Origin of the sequence: Flavobacterium sp. RNTU_13 (genome assembly GCF_046614455.1) — a bacterium.
Lineage (GTDB): Bacteria > Bacteroidota > Bacteroidia > Flavobacteriales > Flavobacteriaceae > Flavobacterium.
Map to the genome: position 1 here is coordinate 1 of NZ_JBKJHB010000010.1, position 21794 is coordinate 21794.

Consider the following 21794-nt stretch of genomic DNA (forward strand, 5'->3'; position numbering starts at 1 on the left):
GGCATCCTCGCTGGTCTCGTGAAGCGAGATGGTAACTCCTGTGCCAAAATACGCTACAACCTGGTCTATCAGCGCCTGTAAGTTAAAACTCGCTACGTTGTCGTTGTTAAAATCACATTCCTCTAATGCCGGGAATGCCGGGATGATAGGGGCCGACTGGACATCTAATAAGGTGCTTACAACGATGCTACATCCGGTAACGGCATCTTTTACCAAAACATATAATGTGGCGTCTGATGAAAGGTACGGAACGCTAACGTCTAAAAAGTTGGCATTGCCCGCCAAGGCATCGCTCTGGTTAACGTAGTAGGCAACTGTATATCCCGCCTGGCCATTGGTAATAACAGGGGTAATCGTATTTAAATTGAAATATCCCTGGCCCGGAACTTCTTCGCATGAAGTAAATACCGGAACCGTAAGGTTAGCGTCAGGTAAAGGGTTTACGATAAGTTTTAGTGAACCAGTATCCCAACAGCCGAACTGTGTCTCACGCCTAATATATACAGTCTGCGTATCAGGAACGGTATTCATAAAAGCAGACGGATTTGTAATAGGATTTTGATTTAACTGTGCATCTGTATTACTAAGGAAGAACGTTACAGTATCTGTAGCATCTGTAGTAATATCTGCAACGCGGCTAGTAAGATTAAAAATCTCTTTACCGTCTTTTGCCGGTGCCGTGTCATCACACTTAACAAAGTCGTTAAGTACAGGAACAAGAGGTTTAGGGTGTACTGTTAAAGTAAGCGGCGCTACACTGTAACAACCCGTAGTATTTTCTACTCTTATATAAATTGTTTGTGTACCGGGAGTAGTATTTCTGTAAGCAGCAGGGTTAGCTATAGGTGAAACTGATGAGTTTGCATTAGAGGCAGAAGTATAATACGAAGCCGATAGCCCAGACTGACCATTAATAGCCTGTGTTCCGGCAATTGTTAAATTAAACACATCTGTACCATCATTACTTGGATCATCACACGTTTCCATGTTTGTAACAGCGCCTAAAGCAGGAGCTGTAAGAATATTAACCCTGAACGAACTTTCGTCTGTACAGGTAACTACGCCATCTGTGTTAGCAGCGTATATGTAAATAGTACGGCTACGGGTAATAATATCTCCAGGATATAACTGGATACCAGCCCCACCAGCTGCTGTACGATAGGTACCTACCGAAAGACCCGGCAATATATATGTAGGACACGCGTCTACGTCTTGCCTTACTTCAACCGAAGGTTTTTGTACGACATTAACTATAAACGACTTTTGATCTGTAGACGAAAATAATACTGTAGTACCATCTGCCGCATAAACATTATTAGCAGAATAAACGTATATGGTTGAAGTAGTAGTTATAGCAGCACCTACGGTATACTGAGTGCCTGCGCCATTAGGCTGGCTATAGTAATTACCTACTGTAAGTGCAGGCAATATATACGACTGATCGCTACATGTAGACTGGTTAGCCGGAGCAGTTACCTGAGGTTTTTCAACAATGTTTACATAGAAACTACCTACTGAATAACACGCCGGGTTAGCCGCACTTTCCACACGAACATAGATGGTTCCTGTGGCAGCATTGTATGACTGCGGGTTAACTATTGCAGCGGTATCATTATCAGCGTCGTTCTGAGAAAGATGGTAGGTTATTACAACAGTGTTAGGATTTACACCTCCTAAAATACTACTTTCCTGTGTTGTAAGGTCAACAATCTCTCTACCATTACGATCTGCATCTTCAGCATACATAGGAACCGTTGCCGCAATAACCGGGCTCTGAGATACCTGTATGGTAAAGCTTTTCTGGTCATCGCAGGTAAACAATCTTGTAGTACCATCTGGCGCATAACCATAATTTGCAGCGTACACGTACATTGTTGTTGTAGTGCTTATAGGCGTACCCGCCGCAACTGCCGTACCTGCGCCACCGGGCTGATTGTAGTAAGCACCCACTGATAGCGGAGGCAATATATATGGCGCATTACTACAAACACTTGCATTGGCAGGAGCAGTAGTAACTGGTTTATCTATAATTTCAACTCCAAAACTAGCCGTGTCAAAACACGTCGGGTTAGAGTTATTAACCAACCTTACATAAAAAGTAGCAGTTCCTGTTACGTAAGCCTGAGGATTAGCAATAGCATTAACACCGGCAAGGGCGTCTATCTGGTTTAAATAATATGTAATGGTGTAACCGCTTGCACTGCGCCCGCCAAGGACTGCAGGGTTTTGCACCGTTAGGTCTACAGTCTCAATACCATCATGGTCAGGATCACAGGCAAAAACCTTAGGTAGTGTACCAATGGTAGGGAAAGCATCAACATGAAGTACAAACGAATAATAGTCTATACAGCCATAAGGTGAGAATCCGTTTTGTACCGAAACCCATATTTGAGTACCATCCATGGCACTGTAAGCATTTTCGTTTGTAATAAACGGAAAACCATTTAACGCATCCTGGTACGATGCGTAATAGTAAATATCGTAGTCGCCGGGCGCTTCGCCATTAAGTATATGAGGTGTATTCTGCGCAAGGTTAAATGCATACGGCAACGCAGGATCTGCGCATGCTGTAAGATCTGCAGGAGCCTGTACAGGGAATGTTACCGGGGATACGGTAAAAGACTGACTAACAAAATCCCTACAATAATCATTTCTAACCCTTAACGTATATGTGCCGGGCGCAGTAACCGTTATAGTACGGCCATTAGCACCTGGTATATCTCCAGAAGGACCACTCCATTGCCATTGATTACTGGCAACGGTATTAAAATTATCGTTGTAACTGGTAAGCGTACCCGTAAGTGTTGCTGTACCACCCTGGCGACATATCAGATTATCTCCTGTAATACTTAAAATACAAGAGCAGTCAGTATAACCCATACCAGGAGTTACTTGCTGGGTCATAGTGTATGTGCCTGCACTACCATTAAAGTTTGTTACCAGCAGCAGATAAAATGAACCTGCAGGAGCATTGGGTATTTCTATAGTTTCTGTAGCGCTGCCAGAATAACTACAATCTACCTGATTAAGGTTTCTGTTATTTTGCACTGCAACCGTGGCGGCATCGCGCGAGGAGAATGGCCCCCAAACGATGAAATCTATATCAATACCAGCACCCGTTGCATTAGAAGTTTGAGATAAGTTTAAGGTGATGTTTCCTCCAACGCCCACAGGGATAAAGAACCAGTTAGGGTTTGGCGTGCTTCCTAAACAACCTACAGGGCCCATATTACCCGTACCGAAACCACCAGCTGGAGATTGTCTAGGAACCTCTAAGTTACTGGCACACAAAGGCCTATTGTTGGTGTTAGGATCAGTTGGATCATAATAAGGAACGATCCAAGGCTCAAAACCACTTTGCCCAAACATATTTAATCCCAGTAAACAAACAATTAATAATAAGTAGTATTTTTTCATTTTAAACCAAAAGATTTTGAACCGCGAAATTTACGATAAATTGATTTTTAAGCAACAAAAAAGTTACATTTTTTACTTTAACACCTTAAACGCAGATTACCCTACCTTATTTCTTTGATTTTTGTGTAAAAATTTCAAAAAAGGATATTTTAACATTGAGGCAACGCTTTTAACAGATAAGCTGAAAGAAAATACATAAGCTTAACCATAAACACCTACATTTAAAATCCTTACAAACCAAAGCGGGTTTACGTATAATTAAAGAGTTTTCTGTTTATCTTTGCAAACTATTTTATGTTTAACAACTACACGAATGAGTCAAATAGAAGAAATACATGACGAACTTGGTGAAAACCACGTAGCCACAAGCGCAGAAACCCCTGTAAGGCAGGATGCGTTTAACCTTTCTGACGACGAAAAAATAGCACTTATAAAAAAAGACGTAGAAAGTATATTACACACACTGGGCATGGACCTTACCGACGACAGTATAAAAGGTACCCCTAACCGTGTGGCAAAAATGTTTGTAAAAGAAATTTTCGGAGGGCTTAACCCGTCTAAAAAGCCGGGATCTTCTACCTTTGAAAACAAGTACAAATACGGCGAAATGCTGGTAGAAAAAAACATAACCGTTTATTCTACCTGCGAGCATCATTTACTACCTATTGTAGGCCGCGCCCACGTGGCATACATAAGTAACGGTTCTGTAATAGGGCTAAGTAAAATGAACCGTATTGTAGATTATTATGCTAAACGCCCTCAGGTACAGGAGCGCCTTACCATGCAAATAGTACAGGAAATGCAGCGTGTTCTGGGCACTGACGATGTTGCCTGTGTAATAGACGCCAAGCACCTGTGCGTTAACTCGCGCGGTATTCGCGATATAGAAAGCAGTACTGTAACCAGCGAATTTGGAGGTAAGTTTAAAGAAGATAGCGTACGCCGCGAATTTTTAGACTACATTCAGCTCGATACACAGTTTTAATTAAAACACCCATAATATATAGTAATCTTTTTTATCTATGCAGCTTTACCTTAACCAGCATCTTAAGATATACAATTCGCTCAGTGGCGAAAAGGAGACCTTTACCCCTATTGTACCCGGACACGTGGGTATGTATGTATGCGGGCCTACCGTATACAGCAATGTGCATTTGGGTAACTGTCGTACTTTTATATCTTTTGACCTGGTGTACCGCTACCTTAAGCACTTAGGCTTTAAGGTGAGGTATGTACGTAATATTACAGACGTAGGCCACATAGAAGACGATGCCGATGAAGGCGAAGATAAGATTGCTAAAAAAGCAAGGCTGGAAAAACTGGAGCCTATGGAAATTGTTCAGCAATATTCTGTAGACTTCCACCAAATACTGGAGCTGTTTAACAATATGCCGCCAAGCATAGAACCTACTGCTACCGGGCATATTATTGAACAGATTGAAACCATTAAAGAAATCATAGCTAATGGTTTTGCTTACGAAAGCAACGGCTCTGTTTATTTTGACGTAGTAAAGTTTAACGAAACCCACAACTACGGAAAACTTAGCGGGCGCAACCTGGACGATATGATGGCCAACAGCCGCGAACTGGCAGGGCAAAACGAAAAACGCAACCCTGCCGACTTTGCCCTGTGGAAACGCGCCGAAGCAGAGCATATTATGCGCTGGCCTTCGCCTTGGGGAGATGGATTCCCGGGTTGGCACCTTGAGTGTACTTCGATGAGTACGAAATATTTAGGCAATCATTTTGATATACATGGCGGTGGTATGGACCTTAAGTTTCCGCACCACGAATGTGAAATCGCCCAAAACGAAGCCGCTACCGGCCATACACCGGTAAACTACTGGATGCATGCCAATATGCTTACCCTTAACGGCAAGAAAATGGCAAAATCTACCGGAAACAACATTTTACCAAGGGAGTTGTTTACGGGGAATAACAACGTGTTAAGTAAGGCATTTTCGCCATCGGTGGCGCGCTTTTTTATTTTGCAGGCGCACTATCGCAGCATCCTGGATTTTAGCGATGATGCTATTGTAGCATCTGAAAAAGGGTACAACAAACTAATGGAGTCGTTTGAAACGCTTTCTGAAATACAACCTGCCGCTTCATCTTCTATAGATATAGAAAAATGGAAGCAGGAGTGTTATGACGCTATGAATGACGACTTTAACAGCCCTATACTTATTGCACAGCTTTTTGAAGCCGTTAAGTACATTAACCTGCTAAAGGAAGGAAAAGAAACGCTAAACGCTGCGGACCTGGATGTTTTAACCAAAGCGCTTAATGCATTTGTATTTGATGTACTGGGGCTTAAAAACGAAAAAGGCGCTGAAGGCGGAGGCGAAAAACTGGAAGGCGTTGTAAACATGCTTATAGAAATGCGCAAGGAAGCACGTGCCAATAAAAACTTTGCCCTGAGCGATGAAATACGCAACAGGCTTACCACGCTGGGCATTGAACTAAAAGATACAAAAGAAGGTACAACCTTCAGTGTAAAATAAACCGCTATGAAAGCAGGGCAGATACTTATTGCACCTTTTATATTCCTCATTCGGGTATATCAGCTTGCCATATCTCCCCTGCTGCCATCGGCGTGCCGCTACACCCCTACCTGTTCACAATATACGCTGGAAGCATTAAAAAAACATGGCCTTATTTACGGCGGATGGCTGGGTGCAAAACGTATACTGAGCTGCAATCCGTGGGGTGGCAAGGGTTATGACCCTGTGCCCGATAAAAAATGCAGCCACAACCATTAATTAACATGCCGTACTGTAACAATACCTATATTTACCCTACTAACACGGCAAACTAAAAAATCACAGTAAGAAATGACACACGCGCTAAGCATCATCTGGAACCCGTCTGAAGGGTTTGATATTGGCCCTATAAAACTTCGCATTTACAGCCTTATGTTTGTAGTAGCCTTTACACTGGGGTGGTATATCATGAAAAAAATATACGACCGCGAAGGAGAAACAGATGACAAGCTTGATAAGCTTTTTATATACACTGTGGTAGCTACCCTACTGGGTGCCAGGCTTGGGCATGTGTTTTTTTACGACTGGGACTACTTTAAAAATCACCTTTCAGAAATTTTCCTTCCGTTTAGATGGAATGACAAAGGAGAATTTGAGTTTACCGGTTTTGCAGGGCTTGCCAGCCACGGCGCAGCCATAGCCATTATACTGGCGGTGGTATGGTACAGCAAAAAAATAATCCACAGGCCGGTACTTTGGGTTTTAGACCGTATAGTCATCCCGGTTACCAGCGGCGGTATATTTGTAAGGATAGGTAATTTTTTTAACAGCGAAATTATAGGCAACGAGGTTAAAGATCCTAACATGGCTACTGCTGTAAAATTTGTGCGCGGTGAAGACTGGTTAGGTAAAGCAGAGGCTATGAGGGCAACAGGCGCAAAAACGCCCGACCTTGCTTACTCTATGATAGAAAACAACCCTAAGTTTGCAGATTTACTGGCTAAAATTCCATACAGATACCCTGCACAAATGTATGAAGCCGTTTTATACGTATTTGTATTTGCCATAATATTCTACATGTATTGGAAAACACCGGCACGCAAATACCACGGGCTTATTTTTGGGGTATTCCTTGTACTGCTTTGGACCGTGCGTTTTGTAGTGGAATTTGTAAAATCAAGCCAGGGCGGTTTCGAGAAACTTTCGGTATTTAATGCACTATCTACCGGCCAGTGGCTCAGCATACCGTTTATAATAGCTGGTTTTTACCTCATATTTACGGCAAAGAAAAGAGTAGAAACACTTTAACATATATAAACCGCCCGAGTGGCGGTTTTTTTAACCCCTGTTGTTAATAATTTTATCACGTTAGCAGCGTTTTATAAACACATTAGCGCACCCGTTGTAACAATGTTTTACGTAATTTTGCAACAAATTTTGTCCACTTTGAAGAACATCCTTTTACTGGCACTAACAATAATGGTTTCGCTGCAGGCTGTGGCCCAACAGCCACAAAAAAAGCAGAGTAAAGTTATTATAGAAAACGCCGACTTTATAGACCGTAACCAAACCGAAATACCGGGTGCCGTAGTACTTAGCGGAAATGTGCGCCTTAAACACGAAGGAGTTGTAATTACTTCTAATAAAGCGTACTACTGGGAAGCCGACGACTACGCGAAGCTTTTTGGTAATGTAGTAATGAACCAGGGCGATACCCTGCACATGAACAGTAAATATGCAGAATACAATGGCGCTAAGAAATTCGCCTTTGCCAGTGGTGCTGTAAGCATGCAATCGCCAGATACCCGGTTGGTTACAGATACGGTATATTTTGACCGTAATATACAACAGGCATATTACCGCACTAACGGCACTATAACCAATGGAGATAATGTACTGAAAAGCAAGGCCGGACGCTACTACATTGCCCAAAAAAAATATCAGTTTAACACAGCCGTTACCCTTACCAATCCTAAATCAGTATTAAAAACAAACCACCTGGATTACTATACGGGTCCGGGCCATGCCTATGTATTTGGCCCGTCTACCATTACGGGTAAAAACAGCTTTGTATATACCGAAAAAGGGTTTTACGACAGTAAAAAAGACCAGGCAAAACTGTTCACAAATTCGTACATTGACTACGACACCCAGCGGATAAAAGCAGATTATATATATTATGATAAAAAAAGGGAGTTTTCTACCCTTACAAACAACGTAAGCGTCCGCGACAGTGTAAACAAATATGTTGTGCGGGGGCATTATGGCGAGGTGTTTAAACTTAAGGATTCACTTTTTGTAACCAAGCACGCCGAGGCTGTAACCCTGGCTGAAAACGATTCGGTTTATGTACACGCCAAGCGCCTGGTAGTAACCGGAAAAGAAGGCAGCCGGATAATACGTGGATATACCGATGCCCGTTTTTACAAAAAAGACATGAGCGGTAAGTGCGACTCTATTCATTCGGATGAAAAAAGAGGCCTTACACAATTAATAAAAAGACCTGTAGTATGGAACGGAAAGAGCCAGATAACCGGTAAGGTAATCCACGTAATTTCAGAAAATGTTACAAAGCAACTGGATAGTATTAAGGTACTTGAAGATGCCTTTATAGCCCAGCTTGATACAATTTACACTAAACTTTACCCCGATAAACCACGGTACAACCAGCTAAAGGGTAAAAACCTTTACGGCAGGTTTTGCGATAACAAGTTATACGAGGTAGACCTGGTGGGTAATACCGAAAAACTTTACTACATGTATGACGGCGATAATTCGCTGATAGGGATAGATAAAGGTGTGAGCAGTAAAATTCACATGGAAATAGAAGACAACCAAATTGTTTCGGTGTCGTCTTTAATAAGTCCGAAAAGTGAAAGTTACCCCGAGAAGGATTTGCCCGAGAACGTGCGAAAGTTAAACGGTTTTGTATGGCGGGGAGACGAAATGATTCTTACGCATGACGATATATTTCCGGAGGATGAAAAGAAGTTGCACGAGGAAATCCTAAAGAAAACAGGAAAGCTAAAAGCACAGACTGACAAGCCGTTGGAAAAAATGAAGGAAACAACAGATTGGGATAAAGAACACCCTAAGCCAAAACCGGAATCACCCGCTACGGCACCTGCTGATAATTCAAAAAATCCTAAATAAAATTCAATTACGTATAGCCATGATGCTGGACGATTTTTATAAATACCAAACACAAACCACACAACACCCTCTCGGCCTTGCAATTTCGCACGCTAAGGGGAGTTATATATACGATGTAGATAACAAACCCTACCTGGACTTTGTAGCCGGTGTTTCGGCGGCGAGCCTGGGGCATCAGCACCCAAGGGTTAATCAGGCTATTAAAGACCAGCTAGATAAGTATTCGCACGTTATGGTTTACGGTGAGTATGCGCAGCACCCGGCAACCGAGTTTTGCAAACTGCTTGCACAGCACCTGCCTCCCCATATGAGCAGTACGTACCTGCTAAATAGCGGTACTGAGGCTACCGAAGGGGCGCTTAAACTGGCCCGACGCGTTACAGGACGCAGCCAGCTTATATCGTGTTTTAATGCCTATCATGGCAATACCATGGGCTCTATGAGCGTTATGGGGTTTGAGGAGCGCAAGCAAATATTCCGTCCGCTAATACCCGATGTAGATTTTATTACCTACAACAACGAGGCAGACCTTGAAAAAATAACTACTAAAACAGCCGGTATTATACTGGAAACCATACAGGGTGGCGCAGGGTTTATAGAACCCTATAACGACTTCCTTAAAAAAGTACGCAAACGCTGCGATGAAGTGGGCGCATTAATGATACTCGATGAAATACAACCGGGTTTTGGGCGTACAGGCAAGTTGTTTGGATTTCAGAATTACGATGTAGTGCCCGATGTTATTGTAATGGGCAAAGGTATGGGTGGTGGTATGCCTGTAGGTGCATTTACGGCATCGCCGGAAATGATGGACCTGCTGAGCCACGACCCTAAACTGGGTCATATAACCACTTTTGGTGGGCATCCGGTAATTGCTGCAGCCTGCCTTGCCACGCTGCAGGAAATTGTGGAGACTGACATAATGGCGCAGGCTTTGGAAAAAGAAAAACTTTTCCGTAGTCTTTTAGTGCATCCATTAATTAAAGATGTACGCGGCCGCGGGCTTATGCTTGCCGCCATGATGGAAAGCGATGATATTACTAACAAAGTGATACTGCGCTGCCACAGCCGGGGGCTTATTTTGTTTTGGTTACTGTTTGAAGGAAAAGCCATACGCATAACCCCTCCCCTAACCATATCTGAAGACGAAATACGCGAGGGGGTTGGCATTATTCTTGAAGTGATGGATGAAGTGATGCAGGAGTTACAAAGCTAACAAAACAGGCAAACAGCCAGTATTTTGTTAATTAATTTGTTTAAAAGATATTTAAAGGATTTCCTGTTAAGGTGAAGATTTTGTAACTTTAAAAAGGATAATATAACAGAAAGAGGAGTATGAATTTGAGTCACGAGGAAGAAGATCGCAGTTTATCCTTATCAAAGTTCGAATCGATGTTGAAAACCAACAAAGTATTCTTCTTTGACTCTGAAGAGTTTGAGGACATTATCCTCCATTATCTCGACAGCGGAAAAATAAATTTAGCTAAGAAGGCCTTAAAATTAGGTTTGGAACAACACCCCAAATCAACAGGCTTAAAATTAGTGCAGGTTGAGATACTTGTTTTTGACGATAAACTGGAACAGGCCGAACGTTTACTTAACGACCTGTATGCCATAGAGCCCACTAACGAAGAAATCTATATTCAGAAAGCTAACATATACAGCAAGCGCGACCAGCACGACAAAGCGGTAGAGCTCTTAAAAATGGCGTTACAATACACAGATGATTATGCCGATGTGTATTCGCTACTGGGTATGGAGTACCTGTTTATGGATAACCTGGAAATGGCTAAGGAAAATTTTATTAAGTGCCTGGAAGAAGACACAGAAGACCACTCGGCACTGTACAATGTAGTATATTGCTTTGATTTTCTGGACCAGAACCTGGAAGCCATAGACTTCCTAAACAGCTTTATAGACAAGCAGCCGTATAGCGAGGTAGCATGGCACCAGTTGGGCAGACAGTACTATGCCATAAAAAATTATGAACAGGCACTACGGGCATTTGATTATGCTACCCTTATTGATGAAAGTTTTTTAGGTGCGTTTCTCGAAAAGGCAAAAACACTTGAAAAGCTGAAACAATATGAAGAAGCCATAAATTGCTATAATATTACCATGGAACTGGACGACCCAACGTCGTTCGCCCTGTTACGCGTAGGTAAATGCTATGAAAGGCTTGGCAATAAAGAAAAAGCGCTAAAGTACTACCTTAAAACCGTTCACGAAGATCCGCTTTTAGATAAGGCATGGATTGCCATTACTGATTTCTATATCAGGCTAAAAAACTTTCAGAAGGCACTGTATTACGTTAACAAAGCCATAGGCATAGACAACGAAAACAAGCATTACTGGAAACGCTATGCCAGCATAAACAATGGTTTGGGCTTTTTTGAAGAAGCCGAAGAAGGTTACCGAAAAGCGGTAGAATTTGGAGACTATCAGCTGGACACCTGGTTGTTTTGGATTGATACGCTATACAATATAGGTGAGCATCAAACGGCGATAAAAACCCTGATAGAGGCAGATGAGTACCATACAGAACAGTATGAAATTCAATATCGCCTTGCGGGGCTTTACCTATTGGAGCAGGAAACTGATAAAGGTATTTTCCATTTGCAAAACGCCCTGAAACTGAGCTATAAAAACCATACGCTTATGCAGGAACTTTTCCCGGAAGCGTATGCGTTAGACATTGTTCAGGAAGAAATACAACGCTATAAGAAATAACAAGCTACATTTTTTTGTACATTTACCCTGCCCCGTAAAGGCAGGGTTTTTTATATTATGAAGCAACTTATAGTCATATTATTAATAAGTTTCCCTTGTTTTGCTCAAAAAAGCAAAACGGCAAGCCCTCGTATGCACCCAATAATATGCAATGGTGCACCACCGGAAGGCCGCCTTGATTCTGTACGTGACCTTTCGGCACCCGACGCCATATACCATCCAGCAGATGTGAAAACTATGCCCAGAGATAAAGAAGGGATAAAACATTTTATGGATTTTATTACAAACCATATAGATTACAAAAATCTAGGACTCCCAAAAGGCAAGCACCGTATATTTTACTCATTTATAGTAGAAAAAGACGGCAGTTTAAGCAGCGTAAAAATCATAAAAACACCAAACAAAGCCCTTGGCCAAATGATGACCGAAGCAGTAGCCAAAGCCCCAAAATGGATACCGGCAACAAATGCAAAGGATGAAAACGTACGTATGTTGTACTCGTTGATTCATAGTTTTGAAATAAGGTAGGGGCTAAATTTTGTGATATCCCCTACTCTATTGCCCATACAACGCCATTTTAAATAAGTAGGTTTGTAAATAATTTTTATTTGTACTGCCCGTAAAATGCAGGGTTTATTTTTAAACAATTTCATAATCATGAAAGACAAAATTTTTGGCCTGGTGGGCCGTAACATAAGCTACTCCTTCTCTGCCGGATATTTTAAAAAGAAGTTTGAAAAGTTAAAACTTGATGGTGTAAGCTACCGCAACTTCGACATTGATGAGATTGAGGAGCTACCGTACATCATAAAAAATACCAAGGGGTTAAAAGGGCTTAATGTAACCATACCGTACAAAGAGGAAATACTACCGCTGCTGGATAAGCTTTCAAAAAACGCGAAAATAATTGGCGCGGTAAACACCATTACCATTTCTAAAAAAGGCAAACTTAAAGGTTATAATACAGATTATTACGGTTTTAAAAAGTCGTTGCAACCGCTGCTTGAAAAACACCATAAAAAGGCATTGATTTTGGGTACAGGCGGTGCGGCTAAAGCTGTGGCCTTTGCGCTACGCAAGCTTAAAATAGAATATGACTTTGTATCGCGCAGTGGCAATGAGGAAATGTATGGCTACGCCGACTTAACAAAAGATGTGTTTAACGAATACCATATTATTATTAACACGAGCCCGGTAGGTACATTTCCGGATGTAGAAGAATGCCCTGAGCTGAATTACAGTTTGTTTACTAAAAAACACATAGCGTATGACCTTGTGTACAACCCGGAAGAAACCCGTTTTCTGCGTCAGGCAAAAGAAAATGGCGCTAAAACAATGAACGGATACAAGATGTTAGTATATCAGGCAGAGCGTGCATGGAAAATATGGAATAAGTAAAAAAGTACAGCAAAGTACAGATAAAAATATTTTTTGCGATACGGCGCTTTAACAGAAAAATTATCATAACAAGATGTTTTTCTTTGAATATTAAAGCGTGTTTAGTATCTTTCGGCTGTAAAGCAGTTAAACCCCTTAAGCATTATACAAATGTTAGAAGAAAAGAATGACAACCTGCATAACGCAGATGGAAACACCATTTCAGGAGCCGGAGATACCTTTGAAAACGGCTACCTGCCTGACAACAAAATTGTAGAAAACAGCGATTTGCCCGATGAGGCTGAAGACCTTAAAGAGCAACTCCATGAAACCGAGGGGCAAATGCCTTTTGCGCCGGAATTTTCAGAGGAAGCAGCAGCTACGGAACATGTAGCGGCAGAGACTGATACCGAAGAGGAGCACCACGACGAGGAGCATGCTGAAGAGGTACCTGATTACACTGGGTTTAGCATGGAGCAACTGGCTACAGAACTTGAAACGCTGGTTACTGCCGAAAAAGTGCTTTCGGTAAAAAACCGCGTGGAAGAAGTTCGCAGGGAGTTTTACAACAAATACAATCATTTTATTGAAGATAAAAAGGATGAGTATGCCAATGAAAACAATGGCGACACAACCGGATTTGAATATCATCTTCCTTTAAAGCAAAGTTTTGACGGAGTGTACAACCAGTACAGGGACAAGAAAAATTCTCACTTTAAAAAAGTACAGACCGACCTGAAGTCAAACCTTGATAAAAGGCAGGCGATTATTGAAGAACTTAAAGTTTTGGCCGATAATGCCAGCAACCTTAAAGACTCTATAAAACAGGTTAACGAGTTAAGGGAGCGCTGGAAAAATGCCGGCCCTATACCAAGGGATAAATATAACCACGTATTTAATAACTTCCACTTCCACATAGAGCGTTTTTATGACCAGTTGCACCTGGACAGGGAAGCACGTGACCTGGATTTTAAACATAACCTGGACCAAAAGCTGAAAATTATAGCCCGTGCAGAGGATTTACTTACCGAAGCCGATGTAAATAAGGCATTCAGGGAGCTACAGGCGCTTCATAAAATTTGGAAAGAAGAAATAGGCCCGGTATCACGCGAGCATCGCGAAGAGATCTGGAGAAAGTTTAGCGATATTACAAGGCAGATTCACGATAAGCGTGAAGCCCTTGTTAATAAACTACGTGAAGCCGAAAATGAGCACCTGGAACATAAAAGGGAAATCATTGCCAAGATTAATGCTATAGCGTCAGACAAGGTTATCTCTCATAATGCATGGCAAGGCCTTATTGACCGTGTAGAAGCACTTAGGGATGAGTTTTTTAAAGCCGGAAAAGTGCCGCAGGAAGTTAATGAAGAAGTTTGGACTGCATTTAAAGCAGCCGTACGTAACTTTAACGGGGTAAAAAACTCTTTCTATAAAGACATTAAAAAAGACCAGCAAACTAACCTTAACCGTAAACTTGCACTAGTAGAAAAAGCTAATGAACTTAAGGATAGTGATGATTTTACAGGTACATCAGCTATAATGAAGCAAATACAGGAGGAGTGGAAAACTATAGGCCATGTTCCGCGCAAGTATAGCGATGCTGTATGGAAAGACTTTAAAGCTGCCTGTAACCATTTTTTCGACAGGCTACATGCGCACAGAGCAGAAGCTAACAAAGATGAAGTGGACGCTTTTGAGAGAAAGAAAGAGTACCTTGAACAATTAAAAGGTTTTGAGCTTTCAGGAAACCATAAAGATGACCTGGACGCTATTAAAAAACATATTGAAAACTGGAAAACCCTGGGCCGTGTACCACAGGCGCGCAGGCACATTGAAGGAAAATTCAACAAGATACTGGATGCGTTGTTTGACAAGCTTAGCCTGAGTAAAAAGGAAAGCGAAATGGTACGCTTTAGCAACAGGCTGGAACAACTGGCAGACGGCGATACACGCAGGCTGGAGAATGAGCAGGTGTTTATTATGCGTAAGATAGACGAAGTACAATCTGAAATTTTCCAACTTGAAAACAACATTCAGTTTATAAGCAATGCTAAGGCTGACAATCCGTTTGTAAAAGAAGTTTACAAAAGTATAGAGCGCCACAAAGAAGAGCTTAAAACGTGGAAAGACAAGCTGAAACAAATTCGCTCTTTAACTAAAAAGCAGGACGAGGCACCGGCCGCGGAACCCACTCAAAATACAGAAGAATAACATAGACGATATAATGTTTACGAAAAAACCAGCCATACGGCTGGTTTTTTATTTCCGATACTATAATGCTCAGTCTTTATAAACAAGTAACGGTATAGTGCTGTGATACATCATTTTTTTGGTTAGGCTGGTATGAAATAAGCTTTCAAAAAAGCCCCTTTTGTGGCTTCTCATTACAATAAGGCCTATATTTTGATTTTCAGAGAAATCCAGTAATGACTGCTCTACATCGGCACCCGGTATCTTAAAAAACGAAATATTTTCATCACGGTAGTATATCTTCCACTCCTCTATTCGCTCCTCAATATCATTAGGGTCATCTGCGTTTGTAATATAGACACAATAAACCCTTGCGTTAAGGCGCTTACTTATTTCAATAGTTTTAAGTAACGCGTCGTTATCTTTATCATGGTACTGAGTAGTAAACAACATGGATTTTACAGGCGAAAATTTAGCCGCTGCAGGAATTGCAATTACCGGAACATCGGCATTTTGCATAACGCCCGACGCTTTACTGCCTAAAAATACCTCTTTAAGTCCTGTAGCGCCTTTAGTCCCCATCATTACAACATCTATTGATTCTTCTCTGCACAGCTGATTAATATTATAAACAAGGTCGCCATAGTTAAGCACATTTTTAATACTTATGTGCCCAAGGTTATTTTCATTTGCAATTCTGTGTAGCTCTTCCAGCTCAACTTTAAATTTTTCGAAACTGTTAAACTCAACAGCTTCAAAAATCTCTTGCGAGGTTTCCGGCAGCGGAGGCATATCTACAACAGGTAAATCGTATACGTGTAATACCACTACCTCTGCGTTAAACGCGTGAGCATAGTTAAGCACATATAAAAATGCATTGGCAGCAGCTTCAGAAAAATCGGTAGGAAATAAGATACGTTTCATAATGTACTGGACTTGATTTTTATTAAAATTACGGATTTTTACCACAAGTGTATATGACCAAAATCATAAATTAAAATTAAGATAAACAGCCACAAAACGGTATTTATATTAATCAGCCAAATGCAGTATCTTTGTAGCTTATAAATTTCGGACATGATATTTCAGGATACAATAGCAGCCCTTGCTACATCCCCGGGAGCGGGCGCAATAGCCGTTATACGCCTCAGTGGCCCAGATGCCATTACAATAGCCGCAACGGTATTTAAGGGCGTAAATGGCAAGGATATTACCCGTCAGAAATCCCATACACTACACTTGGGCTATATAGAAGACGATAATAAAGTGTATGATCAGGTGTTGGTATCTATATTTAAAGGCCCTCACTCGTATACGGGAGAAAATACTGTTGAAATTTCCTGCCACGGATCGCAATACATACAACAACAAATATTACAGCTCCTATTGCGCAAAGGCGCTCGTATGGCTCAGGCAGGGGAGTTTACCCTGCGTGCTTTTATAAACGGAAAGCTGGACCTTAGCCAGGCTGAAGCGGTGGCAGACCTTATAGCCAGCGACAATGAAGCCAGCCACCAAATAGCTATGCAGCAAATGCGTGGTGGTTTTAGTAATGAAATAGCAAAACTACGTGAAGAACTCTTAAATTTTGCTTCACTCATAGAACTGGAGTTAGACTTTTCTGAAGAAGATGTAGAATTTGCCGACCGCAGCCAGTTTAAAGACCTGCTTAACCGTATAGAGTTTGTGCTTAAACGCCTTATCGACTCGTTTGCAGTGGGCAATGTGATTAAAAATGGTATTCCAGTAGCGATAGTTGGCGAGCCCAACGTGGGTAAAAGCACCCTGCTAAACGCGCTGCTAAATGAAGAGCGCGCAATAGTTTCGGATATTGCCGGTACTACACGCGATACTATTGAAGACGAAATGGTAATTGGCGGCATTGGTTTCCGGTTTATAGATACTGCCGGTATACGCGAAACCAATGATGTTGTGGAAAGCATTGGCATAAAAAAGACTTTTGAGAAAATTACCCAGGCACAAGTGGTAATTTACCTGGCTCCTTTTATAGCAGACCATACAGCGCTTTCAAACGTGGTGAAAGAACTTGAAAAAATCAAGAATCAATATCCGCAAAAGGCGTTGCTAGTACTGGCAAACAAAAAGGACTTATACACGGATACTCAAATCGAAGAAATAAAGCAAACCATTCCGGATGTGCTTTTGATTTCTGCAAAAAATAACGATGGTGTAGACGCCTTAAAAGCGAAATTACTATCATTTGTTAATACAGGTGCACTGATTAACAACGAAACTATTGTTACCAATAGCCGCCATTATGATGCACTTATAAAAGCATTAGAAGAGATACAGAAAGTACAATACGGGATGCGTGCTAATCTTCCTGCTGATCTGATGGCTATAGATATACGTCAGGCATTATACTATTTCGGAGAAATCACAGGCCAGGTAACGAATGACGAATTGCTTGGAAATATTTTTGCTAATTTCTGCATCGGTAAATAGCGTTATCACTTATGTTACGCAGCTTGTAAAATAGGTCATCAAAAAAGGACAGCTCAAAAGTAGCCTCGTGTTCGCCGAGTTTCCTAAACTTTACCTTAACAATATGGATATGTTGCCACCTTTCACTCCAATAAAGTCGCAACCCGCCTGGAGCCTTCAAGGGAACGGAATAATTAAGTCTAAAGAAAATTTCAGGCACGGTATGTTACATGATGAGGCAGAAGAATACAGGATAAGACTAGAATGTTCTAACATTCCAAAGACTTACGAGAACGCAAATAAACATCATGTTTAAGAATTTGAGATAACAAATTTTAGATCCCCCCCTGTCTGTTTATAACTCCTAAAATTTCTTATAATTTGCTGTAAAATTGTGCATTGAATTGTCTGTGTGGGAACTACAATTTACTGCTTATTAGCAGGTTGCACAAATTTTATTACTAACTATCAAAATGCACTGCGGGTAATTTAACCAAAATACTAAGGCTTGTTATATATTTGTAAAAATATCCAACCACGTAAATATGCCATTCATAAATATTTTTTTCTCCATACCACGGAAAATCTATACTACCAATACGTGTAAAATATTGGGAAATTTTACAGTTATCACAACTGTAATGTTTTTATTTCTGATACCAACGAAGCCTTATTGCCAGAATACTTTAGATTCGTTACGCACACTGATTGCTCACGCACAAGAACCGCAGAAAGGCGAACTGAAAATAGAACTCGCCAATTATTTTTTAGCACAAAATCCTGATTCAACCTTATATTATTCCGGCATAGCCCAGGCCATTGGCAAAAAAACTAATAATTCTAAGCTTGTTATCCGGTCTTATGCAAAGATGGGCGAAGCATATCAGAAACTAAATAAGATAAAAGAGGCAATTTTTTTTTATCAGCAAGGGCTGAAGCTCGCAGAGAAACACAAAGAAAAATCATTGGCCGGAACTATTTATAATGGCATAGGCGTTTGCTATTTTTATCAGGGGGACCTTAAAAAAGCAGAGTTGTATCTCGAACTTGCAGCACAGTCAAAGAAAGACGCTTTTGATTATCAATACTATGCAATTATTTCTACAAATATTGCCACGTTACAAATCTCAAATCAATTACCAGGTAAAGCGGTAAAGACACTAAAAAATGTTGAGAAAACCCTACTAAAAAATAAACAGCCTGAATATCTCGCCACAGTTTACAATTCACTTGGTGCCGCCTACCAAATGGTGAATCCCGATTCATGTGTTTTTTATTATGAAAAGAGCCTTGATTTTGCATCAAAAAACAAAGATTACCTTAACATGATGTCGACTTTGCAAAATATAGGCGACTATTATCTTGAAAAGAAAAATTATGGCAAGGCTATCGAATACATGAAGAAAGCTATTGCTATAAATGAACTTAGGCCGGAAGACCCGTTTAAGCCTGCGTTATATGAACGTATCAGTGAATTATATTCTATTACAGGCGATTTTAAGAATGCTTATCGTTATAAAAAGCTGGAAACCGAAATGCGCCAAAAATTATTTTCTGCTGAAAAGCAAAAGGAAATTGAAGAGCTTGAAGTAAAGTACCAAAGCGAAAAAAAAGAAAAAGAAATACAGCGCAACAAACAGGAAATAGAACAGGGAAAAAACCAGCGCAACATGCTGTTGTTTGGCGCAATTTTTTTGTTTCTGATTGGCGGATTTATAACCTATCTGCTTTTCCAGAGAAGAAAAATCAGGCAGCAATATGAACAGGAAAAACTAAAACTGTTCGAAAACTTATTTCACGAAATAAAGACTCCGCTTACCCTTATAAATGGTCCTATACAGGTAATGAAGCAAGACGCAGGCATTAAGAATACAGATAACTTACTGCTGATGGAACGTAATGCAAAAAAACTAACAAGGCTTATAGACGAATTATTGGATGCATCGAAATTAGGTAAGGGTAGTTATCAGGTAAATTATACGACAGGTAACATTGCAGACTTTATCGATGACATTGTAAATGGTTTCATAGCTGAGGCAGGCCTAAAAGATATTAAAATTATCAATAACAAAACATTTTCAGATAGCTATCTTTCTTTCCCATCTAACGCGTTGGATAAAATACTCTCTAATCTTGTAGGGAATGCAATAAAATACTGTCCTGAAAAATCACAAGTTACGATTAAATTTACACAGGAAGATACAAACCTGGTTATTGAAGTAAAAGACAATGGGCCGGGAATTCCTGACAGGGAGAAGAAAAAGGTATTCCGCCGGTTTTACAGGGGTACACATTCTTTGGGCACAAATGGCACAGGGATAGGACTTTCGATTGTAAAAGAACTGGTAGCATTAACTAATGGCACACTACAGCTTATAAGCAACGCTTCAGGCACGTCATTTATAGTTTCAATCCCTGTAGAGAAAGTAGATGTTTTTGATGTAGATGTTCCTGAAGGAGAAATCCCTACACTCCTCCTGGCAGAAGACGATGCCGATACTGCCGCCTTTACCATATATGTACTAAAAGAGGATTTCAGGATTCTACATGCTAAAAATGGGCAACAAGCTATTGAAATTATAAAAGATAGCCTGCCAGATATTGTACTCTCAGATATTATGATGCCGGAAATGGACGGAATTGAATTATTGAAAGAAATAAGGTCAGACGAGCTTACCAATCACCTTCCTGTTATACTTTTCTCAGCAAAGGCATCTCTTGAAAGCCGTCTTGAGGGTTTGGGCTACGGTGCAGATGCTTATATTCCGAAACCTTTCTCGCCTGATGAGCTAAAACTCACGTTGCGCAATCTTTATACTACCATACAGCGCAACAGGGAAGCCTACCAGGCAGCGGTGCAGTTGCCAAAAACATTCGAGGAACGCATAAAAAGTAACAATCCTTACATAAATAAAGTAACCGCCTGCATTATTGCAAACATAGACAACGACAGATATTCTGTAAATGAATTGTCTGACGATATGGCCATAAGCCGCAGCCAGCTGCATAGAAAGCTTAGCGCGCTTACAGGATTTTCTACAACTAATTTTATACGTATGGTGCGCCTTGAAAAAGCTAAAGACCTTTTGCTGAATAATGAGGGTAATATATCGGAAATAGCCTTTAAATGTGGCTTCGGCAGCCAGTCTTATTTCACAAAATCATTTACAGAATATTTTGGTAAATCTCCCAGCCATTACATTAAAAACCAATAGTTTTCGGTGTAATGCAACATTAGTACATACTTTGGCAACATGGGTTTATGTATAAAAATGCCTGTCGGTTTATATTTGCAGGCACCGCAATTAAAAAAAACAAAAAACCAATAAATATTATATGATAAAGTACTACCTACTACTTTTTATTTCTATTTGGCATATCAACATATATGCAAACAACCATTATGCAAGTGACCCTGTACATAACACTATTACGGCACTTGCGCCTCCCGCAAATGACCTTTGTGCAAACGCCACACAGTTAACACCCGGAACTGCATGCACATACACTTCGGGTACTTTTTCGGGGGCGCTAAATGATGGCGGCACTTCATGCGTTGCAACGGCCAGTCAGGATGTATGGTATAAATTTACGGCTACCGACCCAACAATGAAAGTTACCGTACCGGCTATATATGACCTGAACCATGCAATCCAGATTTTTCAGGGAGGGTGTAACGGGTCTCTGTTTGCCTGTGCAAACACCAGCGGACAAAACGGTACTGAAACGGTTTTCAGGAACGATTTTATTCCCGGTCAGGAGTATTACGTGCGTGTAATAAATGTTTTTACATTGCCAAGTACATTTAACTTCAATATATGTGTCACTAACTACCCTACTCCAGCAAATGACCTTTGTGCAAACGCCACACAGTTAACACCCGGAACTGCATGCACCTACACTGCGGGTACTTTTTCGGGGGCGCTAAATGATGGCGGCACTTCATGCGTTGCAACGGCCAGCCAGGATGTATGGTATAAATTTACAGCTACCGACCCC

At 40.9% G+C, this 21794-nt stretch carries 15 protein-coding genes; 13 read left to right on the forward strand and 2 right to left on the reverse strand.

Features of this window, described 5'->3' with window-relative positions:
- On the reverse strand, positions 1-3417 hold a 3417-nt coding region (locus ACLI08_RS16245), incomplete at its 3' end, for a hypothetical protein (protein ID WP_411429564.1).
- 313 nt (positions 3418-3730) lie between these two features.
- On the opposite strand from ACLI08_RS16245, the gene folE reads away from it, so the two are divergent.
- The 10 genes from folE to ACLI08_RS16295 all read left to right on the forward strand — a co-directional run bounded on the left by folE (position 3731) and on the right by ACLI08_RS16295 (position 15371).
- Entirely contained in the window at positions 3731-4402 is a 672-nt protein-coding gene (gene folE, locus ACLI08_RS16250) for a GTP cyclohydrolase I FolE (protein WP_411429565.1), read from the forward strand.
- A 37-nt stretch (positions 4403-4439) separates the two neighbouring features.
- Positions 4440-5921, forward strand: a complete 1482-nt coding sequence (gene cysS / locus ACLI08_RS16255; protein ID WP_411429566.1) for a cysteine--tRNA ligase — start codon at positions 4440-4442, stop codon at positions 5919-5921.
- A gap of 6 nt (positions 5922-5927) precedes the next feature.
- Positions 5928-6179, forward strand: coding sequence for a membrane protein insertion efficiency factor YidD (gene yidD / locus ACLI08_RS16260; RefSeq protein WP_411429567.1), 252 nt, complete (start codon positions 5928-5930; stop codon positions 6177-6179).
- A gap of 72 nt (positions 6180-6251) precedes the next feature.
- Positions 6252-7208, forward strand: a complete 957-nt coding sequence (gene lgt / locus ACLI08_RS16265) for a prolipoprotein diacylglyceryl transferase (protein ID WP_411429568.1) — start codon at positions 6252-6254, stop codon at positions 7206-7208.
- Between the two features lie 138 nt (positions 7209-7346).
- Entirely contained in the window at positions 7347-9053 is a 1707-nt protein-coding gene (locus tag ACLI08_RS16270) for an OstA-like protein (RefSeq protein WP_411429569.1), read from the forward strand.
- Positions 9054-9075: 22 nt separating this feature from the next.
- The gene (locus ACLI08_RS16275; protein WP_411429578.1) at positions 9076-10269 is read left to right on the forward strand and encodes an aspartate aminotransferase family protein; all 1194 of its coding nucleotides are present in this window, start codon (positions 9076-9078) and stop codon (positions 10267-10269) included.
- Between the two features lie 119 nt (positions 10270-10388).
- Positions 10389-11783: a tetratricopeptide repeat protein gene (locus ACLI08_RS16280; RefSeq protein WP_411429570.1), complete on the forward strand. Its 1395-nt coding sequence runs from the start codon at positions 10389-10391 to the stop codon at positions 11781-11783.
- 132 nt (positions 11784-11915) lie between these two features.
- Complete coding sequence (locus ACLI08_RS16285) at positions 11916-12311, forward strand: hypothetical protein (protein WP_411429571.1); 396 nt, start codon at positions 11916-11918, stop codon at positions 12309-12311.
- A 129-nt stretch (positions 12312-12440) separates the two neighbouring features.
- Positions 12441-13181, forward strand: coding sequence for a shikimate dehydrogenase family protein (locus tag ACLI08_RS16290; protein ID WP_411429572.1), 741 nt, complete (start codon positions 12441-12443; stop codon positions 13179-13181).
- A gap of 150 nt (positions 13182-13331) precedes the next feature.
- Complete coding sequence (locus ACLI08_RS16295) at positions 13332-15371, forward strand: DUF349 domain-containing protein (RefSeq protein WP_411429573.1); 2040 nt, start codon at positions 13332-13334, stop codon at positions 15369-15371.
- 69 nt (positions 15372-15440) lie between these two features.
- On the opposite strand, the gene ACLI08_RS16300 is transcribed toward ACLI08_RS16295, so the two are convergent.
- Positions 15441-16274, reverse strand: coding sequence for a universal stress protein (locus ACLI08_RS16300; protein ID WP_411429574.1), 834 nt, complete (start codon positions 16272-16274; stop codon positions 15441-15443).
- A 153-nt stretch (positions 16275-16427) separates the two neighbouring features.
- On the opposite strand from ACLI08_RS16300, the gene mnmE reads away from it, so the two are divergent.
- From mnmE to ACLI08_RS16315, 3 genes are all read left to right on the forward strand, one after another.
- The gene (gene mnmE / locus ACLI08_RS16305) at positions 16428-17816 is read left to right on the forward strand and encodes a tRNA uridine-5-carboxymethylaminomethyl(34) synthesis GTPase MnmE (RefSeq protein WP_411429575.1); all 1389 of its coding nucleotides are present in this window, start codon (positions 16428-16430) and stop codon (positions 17814-17816) included.
- Positions 17817-18436: 620 nt separating this feature from the next.
- Entirely contained in the window at positions 18437-21010 is a 2574-nt protein-coding gene (locus tag ACLI08_RS16310) for an ATP-binding protein (RefSeq protein WP_411429576.1), read from the forward strand.
- A gap of 121 nt (positions 21011-21131) precedes the next feature.
- The coding region (locus tag ACLI08_RS16315) for a hypothetical protein (RefSeq protein WP_411429577.1) at positions 21132-21794 on the forward strand (663 nt) is incomplete at its 3' end.